Annotated in this window: 19 protein-coding genes and 2 tRNA genes; 9 read left to right on the forward strand and 12 right to left on the reverse strand. The window is 39.1% G+C overall.

From position 1 onward, the window contains the following. The 3 genes from AC1PJP_RS02610 to AC1PJP_RS02620 all read right to left on the reverse strand — a co-directional run bounded on the left by AC1PJP_RS02610 (position 1) and on the right by AC1PJP_RS02620 (position 767). Positions 1-76 (reverse strand) — tRNA-Phe (locus AC1PJP_RS02610). 126 nt (positions 77-202) lie between these two features. Next, positions 203-278, reverse strand: a tRNA-Phe gene (locus AC1PJP_RS02615). Between the two features lie 105 nt (positions 279-383). Beyond that, positions 384-767: a GNAT family N-acetyltransferase gene (locus tag AC1PJP_RS02620; RefSeq protein WP_004789887.1), complete on the reverse strand. Its 384-nt coding sequence runs from the start codon at positions 765-767 to the stop codon at positions 384-386. Between the two features lie 102 nt (positions 768-869). Here AC1PJP_RS02620 and hisB point away from each other — a divergent pair, with 102 nt between their 5' ends. From hisB to hisA, 5 genes are all read left to right on the forward strand, one after another. Further along, positions 870-1463 (forward strand): imidazoleglycerol-phosphate dehydratase HisB, encoded by a 594-nt coding sequence (hisB, locus tag AC1PJP_RS02625; RefSeq protein WP_002116767.1) that lies wholly within the window; start codon positions 870-872, stop codon positions 1461-1463. Continuing rightward, the gene (gene hisH, locus AC1PJP_RS02630; protein ID WP_250375070.1) at positions 1463-2080 is read left to right on the forward strand and encodes an imidazole glycerol phosphate synthase subunit HisH; all 618 of its coding nucleotides are present in this window, start codon (positions 1463-1465) and stop codon (positions 2078-2080) included. Before hisB ends, hisH begins: the two co-directional genes overlap by 1 nt. Before the next feature lie 149 nt (positions 2081-2229). Further along, the gene (locus AC1PJP_RS02635; protein WP_151988698.1) at positions 2230-2778 is read left to right on the forward strand and encodes a DUF805 domain-containing protein; all 549 of its coding nucleotides are present in this window, start codon (positions 2230-2232) and stop codon (positions 2776-2778) included. Between the two features lie 86 nt (positions 2779-2864). Next, the gene (locus tag AC1PJP_RS02640; protein ID WP_250375069.1) at positions 2865-3506 is read left to right on the forward strand and encodes a 3'-5' exonuclease; all 642 of its coding nucleotides are present in this window, start codon (positions 2865-2867) and stop codon (positions 3504-3506) included. A 94-nt stretch (positions 3507-3600) separates the two neighbouring features. Further along, the gene (gene hisA, locus AC1PJP_RS02645) at positions 3601-4332 is read left to right on the forward strand and encodes a 1-(5-phosphoribosyl)-5-[(5-phosphoribosylamino)methylideneamino]imidazole-4-carboxamide isomerase (RefSeq protein ID WP_002052186.1); all 732 of its coding nucleotides are present in this window, start codon (positions 3601-3603) and stop codon (positions 4330-4332) included. A 56-nt stretch (positions 4333-4388) separates the two neighbouring features. Here the strand turns inward: hisA and AC1PJP_RS02650 are convergent, their stop codons facing one another. Both AC1PJP_RS02650 and AC1PJP_RS02655 read right to left on the reverse strand, forming a co-directional pair. After that, positions 4389-6080 (reverse strand): ATP-binding cassette domain-containing protein, encoded by a 1692-nt coding sequence (locus AC1PJP_RS02650; protein WP_479766487.1) that lies wholly within the window; start codon positions 6078-6080, stop codon positions 4389-4391. A 183-nt stretch (positions 6081-6263) separates the two neighbouring features. Continuing rightward, positions 6264-6815 (reverse strand): helix-turn-helix domain-containing protein, encoded by a 552-nt coding sequence (locus AC1PJP_RS02655; RefSeq protein WP_192836232.1) that lies wholly within the window; start codon positions 6813-6815, stop codon positions 6264-6266. Positions 6816-6913: 98 nt separating this feature from the next. Here AC1PJP_RS02655 and AC1PJP_RS02660 point away from each other — a divergent pair, with 98 nt between their 5' ends. Next, positions 6914-7816: a DMT family transporter gene (locus AC1PJP_RS02660; protein WP_192836231.1), complete on the forward strand. Its 903-nt coding sequence runs from the start codon at positions 6914-6916 to the stop codon at positions 7814-7816. Between the two features lie 32 nt (positions 7817-7848). Here AC1PJP_RS02660 and AC1PJP_RS02665 read toward each other — a convergent pair whose 3' ends face one another. Genes AC1PJP_RS02665 through AC1PJP_RS02680 form a run of 4 tightly spaced genes read right to left on the reverse strand, consistent with a single transcriptional unit; the run spans position 7849 to position 10179 of the window. Continuing rightward, a complete protein-coding gene (locus tag AC1PJP_RS02665; RefSeq protein ID WP_192836230.1) occupies positions 7849-8154 on the reverse strand; it encodes an antibiotic biosynthesis monooxygenase family protein in 306 nt (101 codons plus the stop codon). A 3-nt stretch (positions 8155-8157) separates the two neighbouring features. Then, complete coding sequence (locus AC1PJP_RS02670; protein ID WP_016139947.1) at positions 8158-8550, reverse strand: DUF4870 family protein; 393 nt, start codon at positions 8548-8550, stop codon at positions 8158-8160. A gap of 36 nt (positions 8551-8586) precedes the next feature. Then, positions 8587-9216: a DUF1294 domain-containing protein gene (locus tag AC1PJP_RS02675; protein WP_107880528.1), complete on the reverse strand. Its 630-nt coding sequence runs from the start codon at positions 9214-9216 to the stop codon at positions 8587-8589. A gap of 12 nt (positions 9217-9228) precedes the next feature. Then, positions 9229-10179, reverse strand: coding sequence for a homoserine kinase (locus AC1PJP_RS02680; protein ID WP_267531278.1), 951 nt, complete (start codon positions 10177-10179; stop codon positions 9229-9231). A gap of 112 nt (positions 10180-10291) precedes the next feature. On the opposite strand from AC1PJP_RS02680, the gene hisF reads away from it, so the two are divergent. Further along, a complete protein-coding gene (gene hisF / locus AC1PJP_RS02685) occupies positions 10292-11050 on the forward strand; it encodes an imidazole glycerol phosphate synthase subunit HisF (RefSeq protein WP_004789907.1) in 759 nt (252 codons plus the stop codon). 40 nt (positions 11051-11090) lie between these two features. Here hisF and AC1PJP_RS02690 read toward each other — a convergent pair whose 3' ends face one another. Continuing rightward, positions 11091-11729: a hypothetical protein gene (locus AC1PJP_RS02690; protein ID WP_479766488.1), complete on the reverse strand. Its 639-nt coding sequence runs from the start codon at positions 11727-11729 to the stop codon at positions 11091-11093. 109 nt (positions 11730-11838) lie between these two features. Here AC1PJP_RS02690 and AC1PJP_RS02695 point away from each other — a divergent pair, with 109 nt between their 5' ends. Continuing rightward, positions 11839-12843, forward strand: coding sequence for an AraC family transcriptional regulator (locus tag AC1PJP_RS02695; RefSeq protein WP_322005501.1), 1005 nt, complete (start codon positions 11839-11841; stop codon positions 12841-12843). Positions 12844-12975: 132 nt separating this feature from the next. After that, complete coding sequence (gene aqpZ / locus AC1PJP_RS02700; RefSeq protein ID WP_005300839.1) at positions 12976-13665, forward strand: aquaporin Z; 690 nt, start codon at positions 12976-12978, stop codon at positions 13663-13665. 221 nt (positions 13666-13886) lie between these two features. On the opposite strand, the gene AC1PJP_RS02705 is transcribed toward aqpZ, so the two are convergent. Beyond that, entirely contained in the window at positions 13887-14129 is a 243-nt protein-coding gene (locus AC1PJP_RS02705; protein ID WP_013196659.1) for a hypothetical protein, read from the reverse strand. A gap of 45 nt (positions 14130-14174) precedes the next feature. After that, positions 14175-14774: a LysE family translocator gene (locus tag AC1PJP_RS02710; RefSeq protein WP_013196658.1), complete on the reverse strand. Its 600-nt coding sequence runs from the start codon at positions 14772-14774 to the stop codon at positions 14175-14177. Positions 14775-14799 lie beyond the last annotated feature (25 nt).

Below are 14799 nucleotides of genomic sequence, written 5' to 3' on the forward strand. Positions count from 1 at the left end.
TGGTGGCGAGACCCAGGATCGAACTGGGGACACACGGATTTTCAATCCGTTGCTCTACCTACTGAGCTATCACGCCGTTGGCCTGTATTAAGCCGTATCTCAGAACAATAGTCAACAATTATCCTGAGTTTTTGATTTAACTGAGTATTTTTTATACTTAAAAAAAATCCCTGATGGGATCAGGGATTGAAAACACAAATAATGGTGGCGAGACCCAGGATCGAACTGGGGACACACGGATTTTCAATCCGTTGCTCTACCTACTGAGCTATCACGCCGAAGTGGGCGTATTAAACAATGTTTATATGACCACGTCAAGCAACTTCCGTATTTTTTGTAACAAGTGATTATTTTTAAATCACCGCCACATACGGACTAGGCTGTTAATGATGTAATTTACCAATATGAGCCAAACAACGATGAATTGCGCCGCAGCCCGGCTCAAAAATTTTAACGCCTTTTGACTCTTCTATACGACAAGCTTCTTCAACCAAGCGCTCAGCTACCCCACGACCACGGTTAGCAGGGTGAACAACAATATATTCAAGGACCTTGCTTTCGCCTTGTCCTGAAGACCAGATTGCACCTATAATTTTGGTGTTAAATTCAGCAGTGTATAGCGTGGTATACTGTTGTAAATCTTGTTCAAGTTGTTCAATCGCATCGTGCCCGTCACCAAACTCCGGACTTGTATCATACAAACGCTCAAGCTGATCGCGGATCTCTGAATTATCTAGAGAACTATAAGCATGTACGGTAATAGGCATTGATTAACCCTCCTGAGCAAACTATGATGCTGTCACGAATTCGTCACAGCGAAATTGTCGTTAACATCCAATCATTTTTGACGTTTTTTGAGGAACGTGTCCATGACGCAACGTATCAGTGAAGTGGTTAGAAATACCAATGAAACCAAAATTCGAGTTCGATTAAATCTCGACGGTACTGGTCAAGGCACACTAAACACTGGAGTTCCATTTTTAGACCATATGATTGATCAAATCAAGCGACATGGCTTATTTGATATCGATATTCATTGTGACGGAGACCTCGAGATTGATGATCACCACACCGTAGAAGACTGTGGAATCACGCTTGGACAAGCTTTTGCACAAGCTTTAGGCGATAAAAAAGGTTTAAAACGCTATGGTCATTTTTATGCTCCATTAGATGAAGCTTTATCTCGCGTTGTTGTAGATTTATCTGGTCGTCCGGGTTTATTCATGGATATTCCATTTACTCGTGCACGCATCGGTACCTTTGATGTCGATTTATTCTCTGAGTTTTTCCAAGGTTTCGTAAACCATGCGCTTATGACCTTACACATTGATAATTTGAAAGGTAAAAATAGCCACCATCAAATTGAAAGTGTGTTCAAAGCACTAGCTCGTGCTTTACGTATGGCATGTGAAGTTGATCCACGTGCAGAAAACACGATTGCATCGACAAAAGGTAGCCTCTAATGACACGTATCGCGTTACTTGATTATGGCATGGGCAATCTACACTCAGCAGCTAAAGCACTTGAGCATGTGGGCGCTACAGTCGATGTGACCAATGATCCAAAATTAATTGCACAAGCCGACAAAATAGTTTTTCCGGGCGTTGGTGCAATGCGTGACTGCATGCAAGGCATGCGTGAAGCAGGTATTGATGAAGTCGTACGTAAAGCTGCTTTTAATAAGCCAGTTCTTGCGATTTGTGTAGGTATGCAAGCATTACTACAAAGTTCCGAGGAAAATGGCGGTGTAGACGCACTCGGTATTTTTGACGGTGTAGTAAAGCACTTCCCTCAAATGGAAGGTTTAAAAGTACCACACATGGGCTGGAACCAAGTTCACCAAATGGACCCAAGCCATCCAATGTGGAACAACATCGAACAAGATGCTCGCTTCTACTTTGTACATAGCTACTACGTCGAACCAAAAGATGAAAGCGTTATGGCTGCGACTTGTGAGTATGGTGTGAACTTCTGCACAGCGATTCACAAAGATAATTTATTCGCGACCCAATTCCACCCAGAGAAAAGTCATACTGCTGGTTTGCAGTTACTTAAAAACTTTGTGGAATGGAATATTTAATCTGATTTAAAACTGAAAAAGATCAGGTCTAGATGACCTGATCTTTTTTTATTTACAATAATAACTAATCATTTATAGAATGATGTTTTATTCAACAAAATATTGAATATTTATACTATTAAATAAAACCAAATGATCAGGAAAACAAAATGAATTCACCTTTCGAAAATCAGCCACTTCAACAAGATTCCCCTTTTAAAGCTAATGGTCGTTTTGGACGACTCTCTTATGCTGCTTGGACATTCTTATTTTCACTCGTCATCGGCATCGTTGTTGTTGCCATCGCATTCACTTTTGGATTTACATCTAGTCAGGAACTAACAGGCCTTTCTACAGCAGGCATGATTGTTATCGCCATTCTTTATATTGTCTGCCTCTATGTAAGCTTTGTATTTACAATTCGCCGTTTGCATGACCGCAATAATACAGGATGGCTATCATTGCTGATGCTTATCCCTTTCGTAAACCTCATTTTTATGATTTATCTCTTTGCGGCAAAAGGTACAGAGGGCAATAATGATTACGGCCCGCAGCGCCCTACCCCTGGTTGGGAACGCGTTTTAGGCTGGATTTATATTATCCTGATTCCGCTTGCTTTTGTTTTTGCTATTGTTGCCACAATCATGGCTCCGACCTATGAAGGTTATGTTGAAAAAAGCGAAAGCGTTGTCATTGGTACACCGTCTCAGTCTCAATAATTTTTAAAGACTGTCATAAAGCCTAGTTCTCTAGGCTTTATTCATATATAAAGCTAATAGCTCAATTCTTTTGTACGCTGTTAAATATGTCCGAAGCCTCTCCCCTCCTTGATAAAGCCTCTATTCAGCAGCTCCCTCCTTTTGAAAATCTTCACTATCAAAATATTGTCGTGATTGAAAATATTGAGCAATGCAAAACTATTGAAGAAGAATTAAAAAACGCTGTAGTTTTGGGCTTTGATTCTGAATCTAAACCGACTTTTCGGGTAGGTGAAGTCTCGACAGGTCCACATTTGATTCAGCTTGCCACAGCAAAAAAAGCCTATTTATTTCATGTAAATTCATCAACTTTAAAATTTTTACAGCCCATTTTGTCTAACTCTCAGCAAATTAAAGTTGGCTTTGGCCTTAAAAATGACAAACACATTTTTCATAAAAAAGGCATTGAGCTGGAAAGTTGTGTCGATCTAGCTAAAAGCTTTAGTCACTTTGGTTTTACCCAGCAAATGGGGGTTCAAAAAGCGATTGCACTACTATTTGGGCAGTATCTTGCAAAGTCGAAAAAAGTTGGAACTTCAAATTGGGCACGAAAGCCACTTACATCACAACAAATAAGCTACGCTGCCGCCGATGCGTATGCTGCATTATTGGTATTTGAAGAGCTCAGAAAGCAAGAACTATTACCTGCTCACATTTCACAAACGATTCAAACCGCACTTCAAACGTAAAGTTATAAAAGTCTTTTCTAAGGCTTAGCGATTGATCAATACTTTGCTAAGATGTGCACAATTTCATAATCATGATGAAGCAAGGAGCGGAAGCATGCTAATCATTCCAGCAATTGACCTGAAAGATGGTAAATGTGTGCGTTTAAAACAAGGGCGTATGGAAGACGATACCGTTTTCTCTGACGATCCAGTTGCAACTGCCCAGCATTGGGTAAATGAAGGCGCACGTCGTTTGCATTTGGTTGATTTGAATGGCGCTTTCGCAGGTACCCCAATTCATAAGCCTGTTGTTGAAGCAATTGCTAAAGCTCAGCCAGAATTACCAATTCAAATTGGTGGTGGTATTCGCTCACTAGAGACTATCGAACACTACTTAGAAGCTGGCGTGACTTTTGTCATTATTGGTACTAAAGCAGTTCAAGAGCCTGAATTTGTAGAAGAAGCTTGTAAGCGCTTTGCTGGCCACATCATTGTTGGTATTGATGCCATGAATGGTATGGTTGCAACTGACGGCTGGGCAAACGTTACTGACGTTAAAGCAACTGATTTAGCAAAACGTTTTGCAGATGCAGGCGTGTCTAGCATTGTTTATACAGACATTGCGCGTGACGGTATGATGCAAGGGGTAAACGTTGAGCAGACTGTAAACTTGGCTCAATACTCAGGTTTACCAGTGATTGCTTCAGGTGGCGTAACTAACCTTGATGACGTTCGTAACTTAAAAGGCAAACCGGGCATTTTAGGTGCAATCACAGGTCGTGCAATTTATGAAGGCACTCTAAACCTTCGTGAAGCTCAGCTTTTGTTAGATGAAAACCGTCTTTAATTTTTAAGATGTAAAAAAAGAGCCTGTTTAGGCTCTTTTTTATTTCTTAATAATCTTTAATTTAATAACTTTTCTAAATCAATCACCTCATCTGCAAGCTCCATTGCATAAGGTGAATGCGTAATCATAATCACTGATGGAACGACCTGCTGAATATATTTAAGTATATTTTTTGCAGTACCTACATCTAAAGCTGCAGTCGGTTCATCTAAGATTATGAGTTGAGGACGAGCCAAAAGACCTCGAAGAATACAAATTCTTTGCTTTTCTCCTCCTGAAAAATTCTTATAAATTTCAGTTAGATCATCATCGAGCGTTAATTGATGTTTTTTCAAAATATGCAATAAATTAAACTGCTCAAGCATCTGAAGTAAGTAAGAATCTTCATATATATGCTGAGAGTTATAGACCAAATTCTCTCTTAAAGAATAAGGAAAAATAACTGGCTGCTGTGCAACATAAATGACCTCATCAAAAATAGGCTTGGAAAAGTTATGGCTAATATCAATGCTTTTATACAAAAGCTGTCCTGATTGAATCTGGTATACCCCCATTAAATAATTCATCAGAGAAGTCTTACCTAGACCTGTTGGACCAATCACGACATATGTTTTATTGGCTAATATTGTTAAATTAAATTGATCTACTGCTCTTTTTCCTAATAAAAATTGAGCATTTACAAATTGGAAGAGGACTTCAGAATGTTGAATAGCAGAAGACGTATATTGTTCTTTCTTGAGATTAAAATACTGTCGGTATTTTGCTAAGGCCACAAAGTTTCCATTTAAGCGCATTAGGCTTTGGGAAACGGCCAAAAATGGATTGGTAAGTTGAATAATATAAGTACTTATTAATACAAAAGCACCCGGAGTTAATTGCTTTTCAGTTGAAAGAAATACGGTAAATAACATAAAAATAAGTAAGAATAGAAAAATCATGAATAATTGAGAAATCATCAATAGTCCTATTTTCTTATTCCTATCTTTAGCTGTTGTAATGGATAAATTGAGCGTTTCATTAAACTTCGATAACTGAAACGGTACTGCATTTTTCACTTTAATTTCATAGGAGTTAGATATCTGATGTATCAAATGACTATTCACCTGATTATCTTTTTGGTACATCGCATCGAATAGTGAACTACTTGTTTTATTTATATGAAAGGAAACTAGGAAAATAATGATAGCTATTAATAAAAAGCTAGTACTAAAGACTAGGCTAATGGTCGTAAATAGAACTGCAAAAATCATTGCCAATTGAAAAATAATTGGCCCCAAATGAAGAAGTAACGTTAAATTAATCTCACCAAAAGCAGAACTTCCTCTTGCGAGATCACTGATTACTGTTCCAGCTTCAATTTGATCTTGTTCATCTTTTTTAAGATTTAAATAATTTTTTAAACCTGCAAAAATTAATGCTCCTTTGAAATCAACCATCAAATAAGCACTAAAAATATTTTGCGTCCAATGGCATAACTCATTCACCAACCATGCAGTCGCATAGGCAAGTACGAGTAGATATAAAAAATTAAATGGGAGTTGAATAGTGAGGAAAAAGTTATATTCGTGTGCAGAATAGTCGATAATAATTTTCAGCAGGTATGGCAACAATGTTGTAAAGAATGCTGAAAACATCACTAATAAAAACATGAGAAACATACTACTCTTCTGTTTCTTATAATTTTCTTTAGAAACCTGCCATATAAATTTATAGTTCTGAATATCTTGCGAACTTAATAAAAATTTCATTTCTGTATCTTTTTTTCTATTAAAACGAGTTAAAAATAATTTCATTACACAAGAAATATTATAACTTGCCTTATTTATTGTTCTTCTTATTTTTTGTTTAGAATTAAGCTTACAAATTTTTAAATAAGAGAAATTCTTTATATAAAATTTAATAACTCATGTGATTTTATAAAGAATTTAAAATCAATACACCACATTACGAATAAACTTAAGTACTTGGTTACCACTATTGATATAGGTATAAGTCACTGAACTAGCATATATAAATGAAGAACCAGCAACGATGGTTTTTGAACTATCTGCAAATTGTATAGTTAACTCACCTTCTAATACATAAATAAGCTCTTGCCATCCTTCTGGGTCTGCTTCAGCAACATAAGACTCCCCCACTGCTAACGACCATGTCCAAAGCTCAACTTGCGAACGCGATGGAACTGAAGCCAAAAAAGTCGCTTTGCTTTCTTCTGTTTCACCTTGCCAAGCAAGTGCATTGACCAAAGCTTGTTCTTTATGCTCAGGTGCACTCACAATCGTTCTAAAGTCTACGCCCAACACTGCTGCAATTGCATCAAGTTTAGCTAGGCTAATATTAACTTGCCCTGTTTCCAAAGCTGCAATTGTCCGTCTGCTCACCCCTGCCTGATCGGCCAAGTCCTGTTGGCTTAAATCTCGTTCATCTCTTAAGGAACGAATGTTTGTGCCGACATGCTGTAAAACGGTACTGGACTGGCTCATAAATTAACGCAGCAAATAAAATATGAGCAATATATTGCACAAAATAGAAGAATAGCGCAATATGTGCAGTATATTGCACAATTCTTTCTAATTTGAATATGTCACCAATTTCTTTGAGTTCAAGCAAAGCCCCACAGTTAGCACTCGTTTTGATTACGATCATTTGGGGTGGAACATTCCTTACTGTGCAATATGCACTGAATTTTTCATCGCCTATGTTTTTTGTGGGCTGCCGCTTTGCTGTCGCGGCGCTTACCTTGCTGCTTATTTCTTTCAAGAGTATGAAAGGCGTTACTTTAAAAGATCTAGGTGCTGGCAGCACGATTGGTCTTGTAATTGCAGCAGGTTATGGCACACAGACGATTGGTCTTCAAACCATTCCAAGTAGTGAGTCGGCTTTTTTAACAGCGCTCTATGTTCCGCTTGTACCTATTTTAATGTGGCTCATCTTTAGAAAAGTTCCACACATTATGACTTGGGTGGGAGCAGTCCTTGCTTTTGCTGGCCTTATTTTATTGACAGGTAATGGTTTTGAACAAATCTCCTTAAATTTTGGACAGCTTGTAACAGTACTCGGATCACTTGCGATTGCTTTAGAAATTATTTTTATTAGTTACTTTGCTGGAAAAGTAAATTTACGTCGCGTCACCGTCATTCAACTCGGTGTAGCCTCTCTGGTTTCTTTTGCCATTATGCCTATGGTGGGTGAACATACAATTCCTGCATTTTCATGGCCACTTGTACTCCTTGCTGTTGCATTAGGTTTAGCCAGTGCACTTATTCAATTTGTGATGAACTGGGCTCAACGTATGGTTGATCCTTCCCGTGCTGCAATTATCTATGCAGGAGAACCTGTTTGGGCAGGAATTATTGGTCGAATTGCGGGTGAGCGTTTACCAGTTATTGCTCTTTTAGGTGGTGCTTTAGTGGTATTAGGTGTTTTAGTGAGTGAGTTAAAACTTAAGTTGCCAATTAAAAAAACTAAAAGAATTCGAGAATAAAAAAGAGAGCTTAATGCTCTCTTTTTTATCTATTATTTTTTCTTCAATGAAATACAAGGCTGGTAGTACTCAACCGTTGGCATGGGATCATAAAAGGGATGGAGCAATGCCTTCCATTCTTGATAAGCCTCCGACTTTCTAAACCCTTCTGTATGATTTTCAATCTCATCCCAAGAGATCATTAAAATATAATGATGTGGGTCAGTTGCATGTCTAATGAGCTGGACAGCATTGAAGCCCTCCATTGGATAAACAATATGTTTCGCCTGCTCAAAAGCCTCAAGAAATGCTTCACTTTGCCCAGACTTTATACTCAAATGCACATGTTCAATAATCATGATTTATTGATACATCGGACGGTTATCATTCAAAGCAATCAATCCACGAATTGCACGATATACAATCCAGATCCATGCAGCACCAATTACACCCACACAAAATACGGTCGATGAGATTGCAACGCCTGCAAATAGGTCAGTATTTTCACCTGTAAAGAACAAGAAAATAAACGGCAGAAAGGCAATAATATTCCAAGCGAGATACCACCAGAATGTTCGGATTTGCCATGTAAAGTGGCTCGCAAAAATTGAACCTTGCACATCGGAACGTTTTACGTAGTTAATAATTAAAGCAATAACCGCAAGTAAGCCGCCTGTAAAAATGGCAACAATATAAAGTACATATAAAATAAGTGTTAAAGTACGATTTGAATCTTGGTCGATAGAACTATTCATTTTTATACCTCTCAAGTTTAATAAAACGATTTACTTTTATGCGCCCCGCAACACATTTAAGGGAGAAATTAGCCACAAAATCAAAAGTAAATGAAGGAATATGGTACAAAAATAAATCTTACGGAATGGTTGTTTTTGTGTTTTATGTCTCAGTTTTTGTTGTGCCCACCATGCAGCAGGCCAGCCTCCTAAAAAGCTGACAATGTGCAATGTTTGCTCAGGCACACGGCGATTACCCAATTGTGCAGCTTCTTTATCTTGTGAATAAAGCCAGTAACTCAGCACATTCATCATTAAAATAAACAATAAGGTATAGGCTGGTAAAATATGAATAAAACTCATAATTCCCATTAAAACGAAATAAAACACGATCCCCATTTGCATTGCAGACCATGGACTGGCTTGAAAAGAAGATTGTGTTTTTACTGGTTTTGATGTTTTACGAGTTTGAGATGCTTTTAAATAAGTGACCTGCTGAGCACGAAAGCGACCTTGCTCATCGAGAATAATCAGATATTCCAGTGCACAGCCAATAATTGGCCGAGGACCGGGGCGTGCAAAATCTTTAATATGCAAAAAGACTCGCTCTTTTTCAGCATCATCTGGCTGAATAAAGCCATAACCTTTTTCGTCGAACCATTCGACTAATCGCCCCTGATCTCGCATCTTTATTCCCTTTTATGCTTTTACATGACTTAAACGGTCTTGCATCATTGCTCGCATTTCCTGCGGGTCTTTTTGCAAAATGTCATCGCCGGTACGTCCTTCTTCTTTATTTTTTTGAGCAACTTGCAAGCGCATTGACCAAAAACGACAAGCTGCCATTGCCAAGAATATATCTAAACACTCAAGTTCATCTGAAGTAAGTACACGAACTTTTTGGTATGCCGCTAAGTAAGCCACCACTTTGTCTGAGTTTAAATGTGCTGCTGGATATTCGGTACAAAAATCATTGATGGTAATCGCAATATCAAATAGCAACTCATCTTGATTTAATTCGTAAAAATCTAAAATACCTTGTAATTGCTCACCTTCAAACAAAGTATTGTCACGGAACAAATCTGAGTGAATAAAACCTGTTGGTCGGTTTGAATACTGCACTGTTTTAGTATTAAAAGCTTGATAGACCTGCTCAAGTAACGTTTGGTCTTCTTGTGTCATATTTGGCTTAAGCTGTTCTGCAACACCTGTCCAGTATTGATGATCACGTCGATACTCACGCTCAAGCGGAAAATCTTGTAAAGCCACATGTAGCTTCGCCTGTGCGTCTGCAATTGCGGCAACTTGCGCTACTGTCGTTTGCATGGGATGGTGGCCCATGAGACGTGGTGCAATCTGTGCAGGCTTATCTGCAATCACATGAACCGCTTGTCCGCTATGTTTTAACGGCACCGCAACGGGTACATCATGAGTCCCCAATTGTTCAAGTACAGGAATAAGTTCACCTGCCCCTTGTGCATCTAACTCTTCAAACACGGTAAGTACATATTGTTTGCGGTTTACATCAACCAGAAAATAATTGGTGTTTTGAATACCTCCCTGAATTGGGTTCAGCTCCAACACCTCTAATCCATAAGGTGCAGCAAAGGTGCGAACTTCATCTAAACTCAACGGGGTATAAACCGACATGGAAAACCTGCAAAAAACATCTGTGAAGTTTGATAGAATACCTCTTCCCTCCATGAAGGTGTAGCGCCTGTGTAGGAACTTTCACCAACGGCGATTATTTTTGGAAAAAGCTATGCTTGCTAAACGTATTATTCCTTGCCTAGACGTTGATAACGGACGCGTAGTTAAAGGCGTTCAATTCCTCGATATTCGTGATGCTGGCGACCCTGTTGAAGTGGCACGTCGCTATAACGAACAAGGTGCAGACGAAATTACTTTCTTAGACATTACCGCTACACATCATGGACGCGATACCACTTACCGTACTGTTGAACGTATGGCCGAGACTGTATTTGTGCCATTAACTGTCGGTGGTGGTGTCCGTAAGGTTGAAGATATTCGTGCGTTATTAAATGCAGGTGCAGACAAAGTAAGTATTAACTCTGCTGCCGTATTTAACCCAGAATTTGTTCAAGAAGCGTCACAGCACTTTGGCGCACAATGTATTGTCGTTGCGATTGATGCCAAAAAAACTGGCGATAACAAATGGGAAATCTTTACTCACGGTGGCCGTAAACCAACGGGTATTGATGCGATTGAGTGGGCAGTACAGATGGCGGACTACGGTGCGGGTGAGTTACTCATTACCAGTATGGATGCCGATGGTACGAAAGCAGGTTACGACATTGCTTTAATGCGTGCCATTAATGACCGCGTTACCATTCCAACCATTGCTTCGGGTGGTGTGGGCAACTTACAACATCTTGCAGACGGTATTTTACAAGGTGGTGCAGACGCAGTATTGGCAGCAAGTATTTTCCACTTTGGCCAATATACGATTCCAGAAGCTAAACAATATTTAGCTGAACAAGGTATCGAAATGCGCTTGTAAGCTTATTAATATTTAAAGGGGCGATATGCCCCTTTATTTTTTACGCAGCACCATCGACCGAATTAATGTCGCTAACGAGTTGAGGTTTTTCTTTTTTCTCGACCCATTTTGCAGGAAAGATTTTCTCTACTGCTTGAGACAGCGGTCTAGCAAACGCAGCAGGTAAATGCACACCCAAAGGATTTTGTTCTTTTAAATCTGCCGACGACACCACCCGTGTTCCCATTACATAATCAAACCAAGGTTTAGTCACACACCAATTGGCATCTTGATTAGAGTTCATGTGGTGATCGTAATGCCATGGAATTTTACGCTTTGCCCAGTCAGGCTCTAAATGCGCACGGCGATGAATATAATAATAATTTCCTGCACTATACCAAGCTGCGAGAGCCATACCTTTTGAAAACGGGTAAAAAATTGCGCTTGAAACAGTTGCCACCACAGCAAGCGAAATTAACTCATTTTTAGTTCGCCAGTTTCCAACGCCCTCAACATAGCAATCATCATGGAATTGTTGTTTACGGACTTCACGATGGTGTGCCCAATGTGATTCCATACTCTTTGGTACTGGGCTATAGCGCGGTTTTCCAGCACGGTGTACACCATGCAAAATATATTTGTGTGCCACCCATTCAAACGCATTTGCAACCGCAATTCCGGCAATAAACCCTTTTAACATCACCTAACTCCTTTTTCTTTTTATTCAGCATATAAAATTCGTTATGCTAGGTATTGACCAGAATTTATGGTTTCATTGACAAATCACGACAAGAAAGAGGTGGTCACGGATGCCACAACTAAAAAATTATACAGGCTCAGTATATGGAGGACTGGGACATCTATTAAAAGCTTATTGCGAGGCCAATCAGTTAGCTATTCCTGAACAATTAGAGCAAATTCAAAATCTGGAACGCTTTGACTATGTGGTTTGGCGTGATCTATTAGAAGTGATTTATAAACTGGACCCGAAGCCGGGATTAGGGCTAGAAATTGCCAAATATGTGCAACCCAAACACTTAGGGATTATTGCCTACCTAGCGCTCTCTTGCGATAACTTAGGTGAAGCCTTAATTCGCTATCATGATTTTCACCGTCTGATTTATGACGGCAGCCCTTTAGTCGTTGAGTTACAAGGAAGATATGGTTCTATTCGCTGGGAAGCCACAGAACTACACCCTACTCAGCTTACTGATGAAATCGCGATTGCACTGGTGATTCAGTTCTTACGTCTTTTTATGTCTCATGAGGATGTGCATTTACATGAAGTACATTTCTTAAATGCTGCCCCTAAAAATATCAGGGTTTATGAACAATACTTCCAATGTCCAGTTCGTTTTAGCCAGCCGCGTACAGAGTTGCTTATTCCAATTATGGAAATTCATAAGCCGCTTAGCAGCGCCGACCACACCCTACAGCAGCTATTGGTTCAGCAAGCACAAGCGCTGTTAGAACAATTACCAAATTCGACCCAACTTGATCAGCGTTTACAGCATTCAATTTTGACTGGACTGCAAAAGAATCAATATCAAATTGAATATATAGCTGCTCAATTAGGCCTGTCCGTGCGGCAACTTCAAAGACACTTACAACAACAAAACACCACCTTTCAGGAACGCGTTCAGCAAGTACGCTTTATGCTCGCAACCGAGTATTTAAAAGACCCGCATTTAAGCTTGCAAGAGATAGCTCTTTTGCTTTGTTACTCGGAACAAAGTGCTTTTCAAAGAGCTTTTAAGCATTGGACCAATCAAACACCACAGCAATGGAGGGATCATTTTTTAGACAAAGAATAACCAACCAAAACTTACAAATCTTTTCTTGATTAAAACAACACTGAAAACAAAAATTTCATATAGTCACATGCTTCAAATTTATGTGACGTAATTCACATTAATTAAAATAGATTAAATAAATGAGTAATCAGAATGAATAAATATTTTGCTGAATTTCTAGGTACGTTTTGGCTAGTCTTTGGTGGTTGTGGTAGTGCAGTATTAGCCGCAGCTTTCCCTGAACTTGGTATTGGCTTTGCAGGTGTAGCCCTTGCCTTTGGTTTAACCGTACTGACAGGCGCCTATGCTCTAGGGCATATCTCAGGTGGACATTTTAATCCCGCGGTAAGTGTTGGCCTTTGGGTCGGCGGCCGCTTCGATGTTAAAGATTTAATTCCCTATATCGTTGCTCAAGTGGTCGGTGCGACTGCTGCTGCATTTGTTCTCTACATTATTGCTCAAGGCCAAGCGGGCTTTAGCGGTGTTGGTGGTTTTGCTTCGAATGGTTTCGGTGACTTATCACCAAACAAGTTTGGCTTAGGTTCTGCTTTCATTATTGAAGTGGTTCTTACAGCGTTCTTCTTAATCATTATTTTAGGGGCAACTGATCGCCGTGCGCCTGCTGGCTTCGCTCCTATCGCGATTGGTTTGGGCTTAACACTCATTCACTTAATCAGTATTCCGGTGACGAACACTTCGGTAAACCCTGCACGTAGTACAGGTGTTGCGTTCTTTGCTGAAACTGCTGCTTTAAGCCAGTTGTGGTTGTTCTGGGTAGCACCGATTTTAGGGGCTGTGATTGGGGCAATTATTTATAAGGTAGTTGCTGGGGAGAAGGATTAATTCTTTATATATAGCCTTAATCTGCTATCGCGGTGGGTGACATGGATGTCACCTGTTGAGCAGGGGTACACGGAAGTACCCTCTGATCAACAAAAGACTTTTGCTTACTTTTGGTCTTTCAAAAGTAAGAAATGTCTATACAAACTCAATAAGACCTAACGTGGTACTAAAGACTGTATGGCAGTACGACTATATTAAGCATCACAGATAGAATGCATAAATTATAAAAACGGATTATTAATTTCTTGTTCAGCTGGTCGTTCAATTTTCTCAGGCAATTCTTCTTTTTCCAAAGCCGCAACCACTTCGTTTAAAAAGCTCTGTAAAGCCTTCGCTTGTTCTAATCCGACTTTGTCTTTGGTGATTTGCAAGTTGCCATAAATGCTGATGCAATCGACATCATTTTCTAATGTTAAATCTTCAATTGATGAAGACTCTGTACCCTTTTCAAATGGCTTAAACATAGGTCTTGTCTCGTTGTTATATCTTCACAGTGTAATATGACCAATTTAAAAAAAATCAATCAAAATTAAAAGAGCCGATAAAATTAAGAATATTCCCATCAAGATATTAAAATATTTCAAACGGTTGCCCTGATTGAGCACCACTGAAAATTTATCACCACAGACCCCCCAAAAGAACAAACACACATAGCAAGTAAAGAAATAAATAACGATAAAGATCGGCAACGACTGTGGGTTTTCAATGCTTGTAAACATGGTAATGCCTGACACACAAGCCAACCAAGCTTTAGGGTTCAGCCATTGTAATAAGAACCCATCTTTAAAATTGGGAATAATCATCTGTTCTATAGGAACACTGGAAATAGAAATATTTGCAGCAGAAAGAATAATTTTTATGCCGATATAACAGACAAATAGCGTTCCACAAATCGCAAGAATCTTTAATACAACAGGAAACTGAGTTAATAAACTCTGAAGACCAAATGCCATAAAAATTAAAAGCAAGGTAAAACCAATGGTTGCACCTGAAATATAGGGAAGCGATCTCTTTAAACCATGATTTAAACTGGTTGATAAAATGACGGTATTCACTGGACCGGGGGTAATAGACATTGCAAATGAAAAAAGAAACATCGAGGCAAACATTGTTATTGTCCTTATTAAAATAGAA

The organism is Acinetobacter sp. V116_7 (assembly GCF_056735735.1).